The organism is Serratia sp. CY33802 (assembly GCF_052169095.1).
Classification (GTDB): Bacteria; Pseudomonadota; Gammaproteobacteria; order Enterobacterales; family Enterobacteriaceae; genus Serratia; species Serratia bockelmannii.
This window is the reverse complement of record NZ_JBJNLL010000001.1, coordinates 1,200,858-1,214,952: the sequence shown is the minus strand read 5'-3', so window position 1 is coordinate 1,214,952 and position 14,095 is coordinate 1,200,858. Positions and strand designations below refer to the sequence as shown.

Genomic DNA, 14,095 nt, shown 5'->3' with positions numbered 1-14,095 from the left:
CTGCGGCCTCAGGGAGAGCCACTTGGCATGAATACAAGGTTATATTAGATTTATATAAATTAGCAACATCTAATTTAAATGGTGCTAATATAATGCTGTGCCAGCGTCTGAAAGCCGCTATAATGCGGCTGAATGATGACGGGGCCGTGATTGACCATGAATGCAAAAGCTAGCCAAGATCCCTTTCTGATCGAAGGGGCGATTGAAGCCGCCAGGCTGTTGAAAGCGATAGGCAACGAACACCGCTTGCTGGTGCTTTGCCTGCTATTGAAACACGATGAGATTGCCGTGGGGGAGCTACAACAATTGGTGCCGCTAAGCCAATCGGCGCTGTCGCAGCACCTGGCGAAAATGCGCAATGAAGGTCTGGTGACGTACCGACGCGAAGCGCAAACCTTGTTTTACCGCATCGATAACCCAAACGTGGCGAAAGTGATCGCCACGCTCAGAGAGATTTACGCGCCGAAGTGAACAGGGCGTTGATCGCCGGCCGAGATTCGCTTATCGGTTGGCGTCCGCATCACCAGAGAGTTTAAAAGTAAACAACGCCGTTTCATGAACACGGCCCGGTGTCCAGCAGCTGCGTGCGATGGCGCTTTTGGTGTCGCGATAGAACTCTGGGGTGCCCGTCAGCACGATATTTCTGGCTTTACCCTTATCATCAACATCAAACGTTGCGCTCACTTCGCCTTCGCGTTTTTCTGCCTTCGCAGAGGCGGAATAGTGCGGCCGCTCATAAAAAACTTGTCCGTCGCATCCCAAGTTAGGCGGTTGCTTTGCCGTTGGAACATCGCTGCCTGCACGCCAGGCATAAACGCAATCATTCACCGCACTGGCTTTTTCACAGCCATCAGGCTGCATTGGCACGCAGCCGGCAAGTGCCAGGCTCAGCGGGAGGAGGGTGAGTCGTGACATGGCATTTCCTGCATGACTTATCAATCAGATAACGTATATTTTCGCTGAGCGTAGAGTATTTGGAAAGAGAAATGATGCAGCGTCTGTCGATATAAATCGACCGTGTTTTTCGGCAGCGTGACAAAGCAGATTTTATTGGATGTTATTTTATTGAATTATATTTTTTATATTATTTACCGATAAAGATTACTGGCGTGTTTAATTATTTCCCAAGGCGGTAAAATCGGAAAAAATGACCGATTGGATTATTCTTTTCTGTAGCCACTTCGGCAGAAACCAAAGGATCTTCCGCCATGCGCATGATGAAAGCCGCTGCCTTTATCGAAAAGGGGCGAATAGAACTCATTGAAAAACCTATTCCTTCCCCTGGTCCCAACGATGCCTTGCTCAAAATAACCACGACGACAATCTGCGGCACGGATATTCATATCCTCAAGGGAGAGTACGCGGTGCCGCGTAGGTTGACCATTGGCCATGAGCCGGTCGGCATTATTGAAAAGTTGGGAAGCAATGTTAAAGGCTTTCAAGAGGGGCAGCGGGCATTGGCTGGGGCTATTTGCCCCTCTTTTACCTCCTATTCATGTCAGGACGGCTTTCCCGCGCAGGACGGTTCCTATTTACCTGAATGCCGCTGCCATGGCTATAAAGCCACGGCGGGTTGGCGCTTCGGCAACGTTATCGACGGCACTCAGGCTGAATATGTCTTGGTGCCTGATGCGGAAGCTAATCTGGCGCTCATCCCCGACGGTCTGACGGATGAACAGGTGCTAATGTGTCCGGATGTGATGTCTACCGGTTTCAAAGGGGCAGAAAATGCCAACATTAACATTGGCGATACGGTAGCCATTTTCGCCCAGGGCCCGATCGGCTTATGTGCCACCGCGGGGGCTCGCCTGCGGGGCGCCAGCCTGATTATTGCCATCAGCAGCTCTCCCGAAAAGCTGATGATGGCGGGAAAAATGGGGGCAAACGTCTTGTTGAATTACAAGGAAACCGATGTGATTGATGAAATATTCAAGATTACGGCAGGGCGCGGCGTGGATGCCAGCATCGAGTGTTTGGGGACGCAGGCCACCTTTAATCAGGCGCTGCGAGTCTTAAAACCCGGTGGCACATTGTCCAGCCTTGGCGTCTATAGCGACGATATTCAATTGCCTGTCGAGGCGTTTGCCTATGGTCTTGGCGATCATACGATTCGGTCGGCTCTGTGCCCCGGCGGCAAGGAACGGATGCGCAGAATGATGAACGTGATTCAGCATGGCGGTTTGGATCTCACGCCGTTCGTGACGCATCGTTTTCAACTGGAGAATATTGCCGAGGCTTACCACCTGTTCTCCGAAAAGCGCGATGGCGTGATTAAGTTGGCGATAACCCCGTAACGTGATGAACTCTGCGCAGCGGCCGTGGCCGCCGCGCAGGGTGTTATTGGCTGATCGTCTGCTGTAGCGCCTGAACGGAAGAGACGATGCCGGCATCGACCGACATGGTCAAGTCTTCCATTTCCAACGACACCCAGTCGTTGTAGCCTATCATGCGCACCACCGAGAAGAATTCCTTCCACCACTGCAGATCCCGGCCGCAGCCGACGGCGACATAGTTCCAGGCGCGGCCGGCCACCTCGTCGATCGGTTTGGTTTCCAGCAGTCCGTTAACTTCGACGACACCGCGTTCCAGGCGAACGTCTTTGCCGTGTACATGGTGAATGGCGGGACCAAGGGCGCGAGCGACCGCGATGGGATCCGCGCCCATCCAGATCAAATGGCTGGGATCGAGGTTCAGGCCCACCATCGGGCCAACGGCCTCGCGCAGCCGGAACAGCGTTTCCGGGTTCCACACCAGCATGGCGCTGAAGTTTTCCAGCGCAAAGCGCTCAACGCCGCACGCTTTGGCTCGGGCGACCAGTGCCTGCCAATAGGGGATCGCCACCTCATTCCATTGATAATCCAGACAGTTTTTCACCGTCGGCGGCCAGCTGACGGTATAGGTGATCCAGTTGGGGATGGTGTCATGCGGGCTGGCCGGCGGCAGGCCGCTCATCATGACGATCTTCTTCACCCCCAACAGGCCAGCCAGTTCCAGCGTATTGTCGGTTTGGCGCAGATGGCGCTGCCCCAGCTCGCCCGGATCGAGCGGATTGCCGGAGACATTGAGCGCGGCAATCTCCATGCCGCGGCTGGCCAGCGCCTGTTGCAGCTGCCGGCGTTTGGCGGGATTGGCCAGCAGATCGTCGGCATCCAGATGGGGCGCCGGGGACCAACCGCCGGTGGTCATTTCCACGCCGCGCACCCCCAGCTCCAGCAGCCGATCCAGCATCGGCTCGAAGGGTAAATGGCCCAGGCTGTCGGTACAGAACGAAAGTTTCATGGTGCTTTCCTTATTGGTAATTGACCCAGGTGGCGCCGTTGTCGGCGGAGCGAACGCAGTTTTCAATCCAGCGTACGCCTTCCAATCCGGCATCGATACCCGGATAGATCAGCGCGGCCAGCGTCTGCCGATCGCCGCGCTGACTGGCGCTGATCGCGATGGCGAACTTGAGGTAGATATTGGCCCAGGATTCGGCCAGCCCTTCGGTATGCAGCGCGCCGAGCCGCTCTTCGGCCAGCGCGCTGTCGTCCAGATAGGGCATGCCGTGGTGCAGCGTTTGGCTGGGCCGCCCCTGGATCTCATAGCGTAATTCGCCGGGCGTGGAATCGCTCCATTGCAGGCTGGCGCGTGAGCCCACCACGCGGATGCTTTGGCTGTCCATCGCGCCGGCGTTGATGGCAGAAGCCCACATGCGGCCGACGGCGCCGTTTTCGTAGTGCATGAGCACCATGGCGTTGTCTTCCAGCGGGGCGCGGGAAGGAATAAAGCTCTGGCGATCGCACAGCAGGGAGGCAATCTTCATATCGGGCATCACCAGCTGCGAGATGTAGAAGGTGTGGGTGGAGATGTCGCCCAGCACAAAAGAGGGGCCGGCGATTTTCGGATCGACGCGCCACTTTTGTGCCTCGAACGTGTCCGCGCTTTCGTTGGCATTGAAGCCGTGGGTGTACTGCAATTCGACCATGCGTATTTCGCCGATGTCGCCGTTCGCGATCATGGCGCGCATCTGCATCAGCAGCGGATGGCCGGAGAAGCCGTAGGTTACGCCGACGATAAGGCCTTTCTCCGCCGCCAGCGCCTTGATTTCTCTCGCCTCCGCCGTGGTGAAGAACAGCGGCTTTTCGCAGATGACATGCAGTCCGGCATTCAGCGCGGCGCGCGTGATTTCATAGTGGGTGCCGTTAGGGGTGGCGATGGTCACCACCTCAACGCCATCTTCGCGGTTAGCTTCTTGCTCCAGCAGCTGTTGATAGTTGTCATAGCAGCGTTCGGCGGGCACGCCGAGATTGACGCCAAACTCACGTCCGCGCGCCGCGTCGATATCAAAGGCGCCGGCAACCAGCCGATAGGCGGTGTTGTCGCGCAGTGCGCCGGAACGGTGTTTGTAGCCCACCTGGCTGAGGCGGCCGCCGCCGATCATCGCCCAACGCAGCGGGCGAGGGATGCTTCTTTCACCATTTAACATGCTGACTCCTGATACTGTGGTTTTGCACTCGGGTGCAAAGTGGGTTGAAAAAGAGAGTGGCAACGGCTTATTTCTGATTCATCTGTGCAAATTGCGGGTAGTTTTCTCGCGTCACGGTGGCGTAGGGTACCCAGTTATAGGGCTCGGTTTTGGCGTGATCCAACATCGCTCGGGTCACCTGCACCGCACCGATCGCCTGGGCTTTGGCATCCTGGAAAATGGTCACCGCCAGGTCGCCATTTTTGATAAATTGCAGGCCGTCGGGTGTGCCGTCGATACCGGCAACCAGCACGTCGCGCTTTTTGGCCTGTTTCAGCGCCATGATCGCGCCGATGGCCATCTCATCGTTGTTGGCGGCGATCGCATCGATCGCCGCGCCGTTCAGCAACCAGCCGGAAACCACGTCGACCGCTTCATTGCGTTGCCATTTGGCGGTCTGTTTCTCTACCACTTTCAGGTCTTTGTATTTGGCGATCACCGTTTCCACTGCACGGGTGCGTTCGCGAGTTTCTTCGTTGGAGAGGGCGCCCATCAGGATCGCCACGTTGCCGCGGTAATTCATTTTTTTCGCCAGGGCCTCCATCTGCAGGCGGCCGCTGAGCGCCGAGTCGGAGCCGACGTAGGCCGTCGCGCCGCTGAGCGGCACTTCGGGTTTGCGGTTGACGAAGATAAGGGGGACCGCGGCGCGTTGGGCGGCCGCTATCATCGGCTGGACGCCTTGCGTATCGACTGGGTTGAGGATAATGGCGTCCACGCCCTGATTAATCAGATCGTCTACCTGCTGCACCTGCAGGGCGACATCGCCTTTGGCATCGACGAACTGGCCTTGCAGCTGTTGCGCAGCCAGTTCTCGCGCCATTTGGCTGCGCAGGATGGAGACGAAGTTGAGATCGAAGTTGGCCAGCGCCACGCCGACCTGGTAGGTCTTGGCCTGGGCGGTCACGACAAACAGCGAGCAGGCTAACATCAACAGCAGTCTGGTTTTTTTCATTACGGTATCCTGTTGAGAAGAGAGGTGTTATGTAAAAACAGTTCTTTTGCAACCGGGTGCAAAGCAGGAGACAAAACCGCGATGAGTCTCTGAATGCCACCGTGAATGTCGGCCATGAAGAAAATTTGGTCAACAGGGGAAAGGTGAAAACAGCGCGGACGATCACAAACTCTTTACCTTTTGCACCCGGTTGCATAACAAATTGCAATCGGGTGCAAAAACGGGACATAATCGCAGCAGGTATGCCGGCAGGCGCTTAGGGGATCTGAGCGAGCAGGGTATAGTGTGACTTCACCGAAGCAGAGATCGACGCAACCATGACGAAACACCACAAAGCCACCGCCAGCGATGTCGCCGAAAAGGCCGGCGTCTCTAAATGGACGGTATCGCGCGCCTTTACGCCCGGCGCGTCGATCTCAGACAACGCGCGTGAAAGCGTACTGGCGGCGGCGGCCGAGCTGGGCTATCGACCCAATCTGCTGGCGCGCAGCCTGTCGCAAAAACGCACGCACATCATCGGCGTGGCCATCGACGAAATGAAGAACCCGCATTCGATGATGATGCTCGATATGGTCACCAAACAGCTGCAAACCCGCGGCTATATGGCGCTGCTGCTGAACATCACCGCGGGGGAAAACTACCGGGCGGTGATGGCGATGGCCGATCAGCTGCAGGTCGATGGCATTTTGTTCCTGGCGACGGTGTTAACCCAAGAGTGGGCGGCGATCGCGCAAGATCTGCATCAGATCCCGCTGGTGCAGGTGTGCCGCAATACGGAAAGTGAACACATTGATGTGGTGAACATCGACGGCTACCGCGCCGGCGAAGAGATCGCTGGGTTGCTGATAGAACAAGGGCATCGGCGCTTTGGCTACATGAAGGGGCCAGACACGCAAAGCAGCCATTTGCTGCGTATGGAAGGCTACCGCGACAAACTGATGGCCGCCGGTTTTCAGCTGGATCGGGTGCTCACCGCTGGCCACTACGATCGCCAGCGCGGTTTCCAACTGATGAGTGAATACCTGCAGGCAACGCCGGAAAGTGAGCGGGTTGAAGCGCTGTTCTGCGAGAACGACGTGCTGGCACTGGGGGCGCTCGAAGCGCTCAGGCAAGTAGCACCGTCGTCAGCCATGGCCGTGGTAGGTTTCGACGATATCGACGAAGCCGGCTCAGCCAATTGGGCGCTGACCAGCTACAGCCAACGCATTGACCGGTTAGTCGAGGAGGCCTTGAATCGCCTGATCGACAATCGCACCACGGCAGACGGCGCCTGGCGGCATGGAGAGTTGCGAGTTCGGCGGTCGCATTTGGCTGGGAAACCGGCGTAAGGATTTCTTTTTGTGTGACAATGTCACTATTGAGGCTTGATGAGAGCACATCGAGATGTAAAGAAGAAACTCTATAGAAGAGAAAGCGTTACATCCAGAGGGCCCATCGCCAGCGGTGGTAAGTACCGCTGGGAACGCCATGGTAAACAGGCAGACGATGAGCAGTTGCCACTGCGTGAAAGTATGCATGGGCAGATACAACATGGCATGGATTACACGCCGCTATTTCAATTTCTGCTCAGTAAAGTGGGCCAACCCTGGAATGAAGTACATAGCGAAGCGGTAAGTCGGTTGGATAAAGAAGCGCCTATTTTTTACCTGGTGGCGCTGCACCGTAAAAACTGGCAGAGCTATGTCCGCTGTGGTGAGTCGAGCTATTACAGCGGACTATGCATAGATGATCACGGGATACTGCAGAAAGTGAACCCGGCATTCACCGCAGAAGATGTGCCGGTGAGATGCCGCTGTTGTACCTATACGTTCAACGGGGAACTCGTACCCGTCACGGAAAAGAACTGGCAAAAACCCTATGAGAAGGAATCCTGGGAATAGTCAGGTTTCACGAGTGTCATTCTGGTGTAGATTGACTGCCGAAGTTTGCCAGATTTCACGTAGCGCGATCAAAAAAGGAGGGCATTTTGACCCATTTTGCACAGTGGCTTAGCCAAATTCAGGCGCTTGAGGTTGAACTGCACCAGCCAACAACGCGCTGCGATCCGAAACATGTCGCGGCATTGTTGCATGAAGACTTTGAAGAGATTGGTCGTTCAGGCCTACGTTATGACAAATGCCAAACCGTTGCGGCGCTGGAGATGGAAACGGATTATCCGCCGATTTTCGCCGAAGGGTTTAAGCTGGCGAAAATCAGTGAAGGCGCCGTGTTGCTGACGTATAAAAGTTTTCAGCGTGACGCGCAGGGCCGCGTCGTTCGTTGCACCGAACGCTCATCGGTTTGGCTCCTGACGGAAAAGGCGGGTTGGCAGATGCGCTTTCATCAAGGTACGCCGACTAAGGGCTAAACTGAGATGGGTTGACAGATGGGCTTAAAACATAAAAAAGGATGTCAGCCTGATAAGCCTTGAAGGTGAGGTGAGAAAGGACGGGCAGGATAACCCCGGTGCGTACCCAGTAATTACATTTAACATAATATACATTATGCGCACCTAAGTAATGATATGTGGATTCTGCCGTCCAGGTCTGATCATGGGCTTTCTCCTGCGGTTAACCATATCAGCGCCAGCTGCTCATGCCGCTTAACAAATTCGTTTTTCAACCGGCCATAAGCCGCCGGGTTTTGCCGGCTGTCTTCTGCTGCCTGACGTTTGATTGCCGCATATTGCTGAGCAACACCCTGATGCTTGCGCAGATAATCTCTGAACACCAAATGTCAGATTGCCTGTTCACTTACTGCAGTAAATACATGATTGCCGTTTCCCTTGATGTAGTAACGCCTGCCGGCTATGCCGTTCTCGCCGCGCAGCGTAGCTCTCATATCATGCATCCTGTCATTCAAACCATCCAACGCCGCCAGGCTTTCAACTTCTAGCAAGATATCAATCGCTGGTTTGGCCGGCAGCTCCGGCCTGCTGATGAATTGCGGTTATCATGCCGGCCGGTATGCGCTCTGCCATTTCCCGCTCCAGTAATGATGACCGGACATGATTTTCTATGGCGCCTACCTATCACGCCGCGTTAAACGCCGGCGGCAAAGACAATGGCGCGCCCGGCTTGCGGCCCAATTACCATGCCCATTACTATGCGGCATTTGTGATCGACCCGGATGGCCACAATATCGAGGCGGTTTGCCATCACCCGATGGATTAGTAATTTCCCCTGTTAAAACAGTCTATTAATTAAGAATTGATACAATCTATTTAACATAATGTAATTGTGACACGGTCACCTATAGTTACCCTGTCACGTCAATCCACTCCGCTCCGGTGATGCTGGCCAGACGTTGCGGCGCAATTCTCACGCCTGAGTTATCGCTGCCGCCTGCCGGAAGCACTTCACCGTAACTGCACAGGCTGCGGTCGCAGTAAATTCTCACCGTTTCCGGTGCGGCAAAGGGGCAAACGCCGCCGGGCGGATAGCCGGTTAATGCTTCAACCTCTTCCGCCGGCAGCATACGCGCCTTCACGCCGAAGAATTGCTTGTACTTCTTGTTGTCGATTCTGGCGGTTCCCGCCATCACCAGCAGCACCACGCCATCGTTCACGCGAAACGACAGCGTCTTGGCGATCTGCCCGCTCTCCACGCCAAAGGCTTCCGCCGCCAGCGCTACCGTCGCGGTGTTCTTTGCCAGCACCGTCACCGTCGTCTCCGGTGCGTGCTCGGCCAGAAATCGCTGAACGCGCTCTATACTCATGCCCTTCCTCCTGATATTGCTAAGCCATTGATAATGCCGCAGTGATGGTTTCGGTTTTAACATCGCATGCTAAAAATGAGAATCAAAATTGTTCAAATCGCTGGATCTGAACAAAGCTTTAAGGGGCCAATGGCCTTTTTACCCATCATTTTTCATGGAGATGCCTGCATGACCACGCAAACGACAGCAAGGCCCTCAGCGGCCGCAGTGGCCGTCTATGAATGGCTCAACCCGATACCTTATGGATTTTTCACCGCGGCGCTAATTTTCGACATCATTTATGCCTGCACTGCCAATATTCAGTGGGTTAATGGCGCCAGTTGGCTAATCGCCATCGGCCTGATTTTTGCCATCATTCCTCGCCTGATTAACCTGGTGCAAGTATGGTTCGGCAGCGGCCGGCTGCTGGGTTCGTCGGTCAAACTCCATTTCTGGCTGAACCTGTTGGCCATCGTTCTCGCCATTATCAACGCTTTCGTGCATAGCCGGGATGCGTATGCCGTGGTGCCCCAAGGCCTGGTGCTGTCTGCGATCGTGGTCGCGCTGCTCAGCCTGGCGAATATTCTGCTGGCCCTTGGCGCCCGCGCAAAATAAGGAGGTTTTCATGAAGCTCTCATCTCTGGCGCTCACCCTTTCCGCCGTATTGGCCTTGGCCGGCTGCGATAACAGCGCCGTCATTTCGCCAGAGCAACAAATGGGCCCGGACCCGACGTTGCCGGCGGCGCAAGACTTTCTGATGCCGCCGATGCAGGTGCCTAAGGGCGTTGGCTGGCAACAAGATCAGACGCCGAAAGTGGCGGAAGGCTTGAAAATCGATAAGGTGGCGGACGATTTGCTTCATCCGCGTCAGTTGCTCGCGCTGCCCAATGGCGATGTGTTGGTCGTGGAGGCCAACGGGCCGGGCACGGAAGCGGTGAGCACGCCCAAGCAGCTGATCGCCGGCCTGGTGAAAGGCCAGTCCGGTAAAGGCGGTAAAGGGGGCAATCGTATCACCCTTCTGCGCCCGACCGCCGGCGGCAACTGGGAAAAGCATGTCTTCCTCGAGGGGCTCGATTCCCCGTTCGGCGTCCAGCTGATTGGCAATACGCTGTACGTGGCCAACACCGGCAATATCATGCAGTACGCCTATCAACCGGGCGAAACGCGCATCAGCGATCCGGGTAAAGAGCTGGCCGATCTGCCGAACACTATCAATCACCACTGGACCAAAGCTCTGCTGGCCAGCCCGGACGGCAAAAAGCTGTATGTTGGCGTCGGCTCCAACAGCAACATCACCGAAAATGGCCTGGCCGTAGAGTACCGGCGCGCCGCGGTACTGGAAGTGGACACCGCCTCCGGCGCCAGCCGCATCTTCGCCAGCGGGCTGCGCAACCCGACCGGGCTACAGTGGGAACCGCACAGCGGCAAGCTGTGGGCCATCGTCAACGAGCGTGACGAGATCGGCGCCGATCTGGTGCCGGACTACCTGACCTCGGTGCAGGACGGCGGCTTCTACGGCTGGCCTTACAGCTATTTCGGCCAGCACGTCGATCGTCGGGTGCAGCCGGCGCGGCCGGATCTGGTGGCGAAAGCCATCAAACCGGACTACGCCCTCAGCTCGCACGTCGCACCGCTGGGGCTGCTGTTCTACACCGCGAGCGCTCTGCCGGCCGAGTATCGCGGCGGCGCCTTTGTCAGCGAGCACGGCAGCTGGGATCGCTCGCCGCTGAACGGCTACCGAGTCAGCTACGTGGCGTTTGAACAAGGCAAGCCGGTCGGCAAGCTCAAAGCCGTGGTGACAGGTTTTGTCTCCGATGATGAGAAGGAACTCTATGGCGCCCCTGTGGGCCTGGCGATCGACAAGACCGGCGCTTTGCTGGTTGCGGATGACGTCGGCAACACCGTCTGGCGCGTCAGCGCGAAGTAAGGTTACGGGCGGGTTCCGGTGAACTCGCCCGTGACATTGTCACTCATCCCTCTGCGCCAGCCAGATCGTCATAAAGCGGAATAATCGTGCTCGCCAGTTTTTCCGTCATTAATATTGTCCCCGTCATGTCATTGGCGCAAAAAAATAGCCTTTGGTCAGAATTAAAGCGCTTATCCGATAATATATTCATCAACAGAGCGTTGACCAGAAATAAAAGGTTTTAACATTTCGACATAAACCAGTACAATTCCCTACCCTGTGTTAACCCTTTTTTTAGGTTGATTGTGTCGTTAATTCAGCCCTCTGCATCGCGAAATCGGGCCGCCGCCTGGTTAGGGATGTTTGCCATTCTGATGCTGTTCATTGCGCCGGTGGTCTCGCGATCCCTGGAGCATGTACGCGCCGGAAGTGCTGGAACGACCGCCATGGCGGATTGCGGCATGGATATGCCGATGCATCACGGGATGCACTCGCCGCCGTCTGAACCTGAAAAAGCCTCGCAGGCGCTGATGCAGCACGGCGGCGGCCACCACAACATGGCGATGATGATGGACGACAGCGCCTGCGGCTACTGCGTGCTGTTGCTGCACGCGCCGCTGCTGGACGTGAGCCACGCCCCGCTGTTCTGGTCCCAGTCGCTGGCTTCGCGCCCGCCGCCGATCCATTACCTCGTTCCCCTGTTTGCCCACGTCGTTCACACCGAATTACAGCCGCGCGCGCCCCCCGTCTCTTTCCTCTGATTTAACAATAAGCCCATTGCCGTTCTCTGTATTGCCGTTGATTGCTTCAACCCGGCGGAATTAACTCGCCCAACGGTTAATCATCGAGACGACATTATTAGTCCGGTTATTTCCACGTCGATGGAATTAACCTCCCGTATTTACCGATGGTGATTTTCGCCAGGCCGCCCTACGCCTGAATAATCCCTCGGCCAAGAACGGAATAGAGTTAGCTTAAGGAAAGATGATGTTTAAACCGACTTATAAAAAGAACGCTGTCACCCGCGCCATTACCACCGCCATGCCGTTGTTCCTGCTGGCTGGCCACGCGGCGCAGGCGCATCAACCCCCTACCGGCGCCCAGGTTAATGATGGCGACGTGATCACCGTTACCGCACCGCTCTACTCTCCGCTGACCATCGTGACGTCACCGAAAACTCCGCGCCAGCCGGTGCCGGCCAGCGATGGCTCGGACTACCTGAAAACCATTCCCGGCTTTTCTCAGATCCGCAACGGCGGCACCAACGGCGATCCGGTGTTCCGCGGCATGTTCGGTTCGCGGTTGAAGATCCTCACCGACGGTTCGGAAATGCTGGGCGCCTGCCCATCGAGAATGGATGCGCCCACCTCTTACATCTCGCCGGAAAGCTTCGATCTGCTGACCATCACCAAAGGGCCGCAGACGGTGCTGTGGGGGCCGGGTTCGTCGGCGGGCACCGTGCGTTTCGAACGTGAACGTCCGCGCTTCGACGAGCCGGGTATCAAGGGCAACGCCAGCGTGCTGACCGGCTCCAATGGCCGCTGGGACGAGAATATCGACGCCAGCCTCGGCGCCGAGCAAGGTTACTTGCGGGTGATGGCCAACAAATCCCGCTCCAACGATTATCAGGACGGCACCAATACACGCGTGCCGTCGCGCTGGGACAAGTGGAACGGCGATCTGGCGCTCGGCTGGACGCCGGACAACGATACGCTGCTGGAAGTGACCATGGGCCGCGGCAACGGCGAAGCTCGCTATGCCGGCCGCAGCATGGACGGTTCGCAGTTCAAGCGCGAAAGCCTGGGCATGCGGGTGGAAAAATACAACATCGGCGAGGTGCTGGATAAGCTGGAAGCGCAGGTCTACTACAACTACGCCAACCACGTGATGGACAACGTCACCCTGCGCTCGCCGGGCAGCGGTGGCATGGGGGGGCACGGCGGCCATGGCGGTATGAGCATGGGCGGTCACGGCGGGCACATGATGTCTTCCGGCATGACGATGCAGCTCGATCGCCGCACCGTCGGCGGCCGCGTGATGGGCACCTGGCAGTGGCAGGACGTGAAGCTTGAAAGCGGCCTGGACACGCAGACCAACACCCACCGCAGCATGAGCCGCGGCAGTTGGGAAAAAGACGCCCAGTTCAACAGCTACGGCGCCTTCAGTGAGCTGACCTGGTCCACCAGCGAGCAGGATAAACTGATCGGCGGCGCGCGTCTTGACCGCACCCTGGTGGAGAATTTCCGCAGCGGTAGCGATGGGGAGCGTTCAGACACCCTGCCTAGCGGCTTTATGCGTCTTGAGCATACGCTGGTCGACCTGCCGCTGATGTTGTATGCCGGCGTCGGTTATACCGAGCGCTTCCCGGATTACTGGGAGTTATTCTCGCCGAAGCGAGGCCCGAACGGCAGCAAGGATCCGTTCTCCAGCGTCAAGAGCGAGAAAACCACGCAGCTCGACATCGGCGCGCAGTACAACGGCAAGCGCTTCAACGGCTGGGTCTCCGCTTATGTGGGCCGCGTCGATGATTTCATCCTGTTCAAATACGATCCGCACAATGCGCGTCTCAGCCAGGCCGATAACGTCAACGCTAACATCATGGGCGGCGAAATGGGCATGGGTTACCAACTGAGCGAGCACTGGAAAACCGACGCCAGCCTGGCCTACTCCTGGGGGAAAAACACCAGCGACGGTCGCCCGCTGCCGCAGATCCCGCCGCTGGAGGCACGCTTGGGGCTGACCTATGAGTACGGCGACTGGAGCGGCACCGGTCTGTGGCGTCTGGTCAGCAGCCAGCACCGCGTGGCGATCAACGAAGGCAACGTGGTGGGCAAAGACTTTGCCGAAAGCGCCGGCTTCGGCGTGCTCTCCGCCAACGCCGCCTACAAGGTGAATAAAAACGTCAAGCTGAGCGCCGGTCTGGATAATATCCTGAACAAGACCTACAGCGAGCACCTCAACCTGGCGGGCAACAGCGCCTTCGGCTATTCGGCCAACAGCGCGGTGAATGAACCGGGCCGCACCCTGTGGGCCAAGGTTAACGTCACCTTCTAAGCCA

At 57.0% G+C, this 14,095-nt stretch carries 14 protein-coding genes and 2 pseudogenes; 10 read left to right on the top strand and 6 right to left on the bottom strand.

Annotation, left to right across the window (positions count from 1 at the left end; all coding sequences use genetic code 11):
• Nucleotides 1-156: 156 nt before the first annotated feature.
• A complete protein-coding gene (locus ACJ8HA_RS05680) occupies nt 157-471 on the top strand; it encodes an ArsR/SmtB family transcription factor (protein WP_049204041.1) in 315 nt (104 codons plus the stop codon).
• Between the two features lie 30 nt (nt 472-501).
• Here the strand turns inward: ACJ8HA_RS05680 and ACJ8HA_RS05675 are convergent, their stop codons facing one another.
• Complete coding sequence (locus tag ACJ8HA_RS05675; protein ID WP_049207593.1) at nt 502-915, bottom strand: energy transducer TonB; 414 nt, start codon at nt 913-915, stop codon at nt 502-504.
• A gap of 293 nt (nt 916-1,208) precedes the next feature.
• On the opposite strand from ACJ8HA_RS05675, the gene ACJ8HA_RS05670 reads away from it, so the two are divergent.
• On the top strand, nt 1,209-2,294 hold the full coding sequence (locus ACJ8HA_RS05670; RefSeq protein WP_025302850.1) for an NAD(P)-dependent alcohol dehydrogenase: 1,086 nt from the start codon (nt 1,209-1,211) through the stop codon (nt 2,292-2,294).
• Between the two features lie 43 nt (nt 2,295-2,337).
• On the opposite strand, the gene ACJ8HA_RS05665 is transcribed toward ACJ8HA_RS05670, so the two are convergent.
• The 3 genes from ACJ8HA_RS05665 to ACJ8HA_RS05655 form a co-directional block, all read right to left on the bottom strand.
• Nucleotides 2,338-3,279, bottom strand: a complete 942-nt coding sequence (locus ACJ8HA_RS05665) for a sugar phosphate isomerase/epimerase family protein (protein WP_264383948.1) — start codon at nt 3,277-3,279, stop codon at nt 2,338-2,340.
• A gap of 10 nt (nt 3,280-3,289) precedes the next feature.
• Nucleotides 3,290-4,465, bottom strand: coding sequence for a Gfo/Idh/MocA family protein (locus tag ACJ8HA_RS05660; RefSeq protein WP_442515245.1), 1,176 nt, complete (start codon nt 4,463-4,465; stop codon nt 3,290-3,292).
• A 67-nt stretch (nt 4,466-4,532) separates the two neighbouring features.
• On the bottom strand, nt 4,533-5,456 hold the full coding sequence (locus ACJ8HA_RS05655) for a substrate-binding domain-containing protein (protein WP_049204043.1): 924 nt from the start codon (nt 5,454-5,456) through the stop codon (nt 4,533-4,535).
• Nucleotides 5,457-5,773: 317 nt separating this feature from the next.
• On the opposite strand from ACJ8HA_RS05655, the gene ACJ8HA_RS05650 reads away from it, so the two are divergent.
• From ACJ8HA_RS05650 to ACJ8HA_RS05640, 3 genes are all read left to right on the top strand, one after another.
• Nucleotides 5,774-6,784, top strand: a complete 1,011-nt coding sequence (locus ACJ8HA_RS05650) for a LacI family DNA-binding transcriptional regulator (RefSeq protein ID WP_049204044.1) — start codon at nt 5,774-5,776, stop codon at nt 6,782-6,784.
• A 39-nt stretch (nt 6,785-6,823) separates the two neighbouring features.
• Nucleotides 6,824-7,336, top strand: a complete 513-nt coding sequence (locus ACJ8HA_RS05645; protein ID WP_043137327.1) for a hypothetical protein — start codon at nt 6,824-6,826, stop codon at nt 7,334-7,336.
• An 86-nt stretch (nt 7,337-7,422) separates the two neighbouring features.
• Nucleotides 7,423-7,803, top strand: coding sequence for a nuclear transport factor 2 family protein (locus tag ACJ8HA_RS05640; RefSeq protein WP_049204045.1), 381 nt, complete (start codon nt 7,423-7,425; stop codon nt 7,801-7,803).
• Between the two features lie 182 nt (nt 7,804-7,985).
• Here ACJ8HA_RS05640 and ACJ8HA_RS05635 read toward each other — a convergent pair.
• A pseudogene (locus ACJ8HA_RS05635) lies at nt 7,986-8,360 on the bottom strand (GrpB family protein).
• A gap of 104 nt (nt 8,361-8,464) precedes the next feature.
• Here ACJ8HA_RS05635 and ACJ8HA_RS05630 point away from each other — a divergent pair.
• Nucleotides 8,465-8,608 (top strand): annotated as a pseudogene (locus ACJ8HA_RS05630) (VOC family protein); the annotation flags it as partial.
• Between the two features lie 85 nt (nt 8,609-8,693).
• Here ACJ8HA_RS05630 and ACJ8HA_RS05625 read toward each other — a convergent pair.
• On the bottom strand, nt 8,694-9,152 hold the full coding sequence (locus tag ACJ8HA_RS05625) for a YbaK/EbsC family protein (protein WP_025302859.1): 459 nt from the start codon (nt 9,150-9,152) through the stop codon (nt 8,694-8,696).
• 168 nt (nt 9,153-9,320) lie between these two features.
• Between ACJ8HA_RS05625 and ACJ8HA_RS05620 the strand changes: the two genes are divergently transcribed.
• The 4 genes from ACJ8HA_RS05620 to ACJ8HA_RS05605 all read left to right on the top strand — a co-directional run bounded on the left by ACJ8HA_RS05620 (nt 9,321) and on the right by ACJ8HA_RS05605 (nt 14,091).
• Entirely contained in the window at nt 9,321-9,746 is a 426-nt protein-coding gene (locus tag ACJ8HA_RS05620; RefSeq protein ID WP_025302860.1) for a DUF2231 domain-containing protein, read from the top strand.
• Between the two features lie 10 nt (nt 9,747-9,756).
• A complete protein-coding gene (locus ACJ8HA_RS05615; protein ID WP_025302861.1) occupies nt 9,757-11,058 on the top strand; it encodes a PQQ-dependent sugar dehydrogenase in 1,302 nt (433 codons plus the stop codon).
• A gap of 338 nt (nt 11,059-11,396) precedes the next feature.
• On the top strand, nt 11,397-11,798 hold the full coding sequence (locus ACJ8HA_RS05610; protein ID WP_071826117.1) for a DUF2946 domain-containing protein: 402 nt from the start codon (nt 11,397-11,399) through the stop codon (nt 11,796-11,798).
• Nucleotides 11,799-12,078: 280 nt separating this feature from the next.
• Complete coding sequence (locus tag ACJ8HA_RS05605) at nt 12,079-14,091, top strand: TonB-dependent copper receptor (RefSeq protein ID WP_421117535.1); 2,013 nt, start codon at nt 12,079-12,081, stop codon at nt 14,089-14,091.
• The last annotated feature ends 4 nt before the right edge of the window (nt 14,092-14,095 follow it).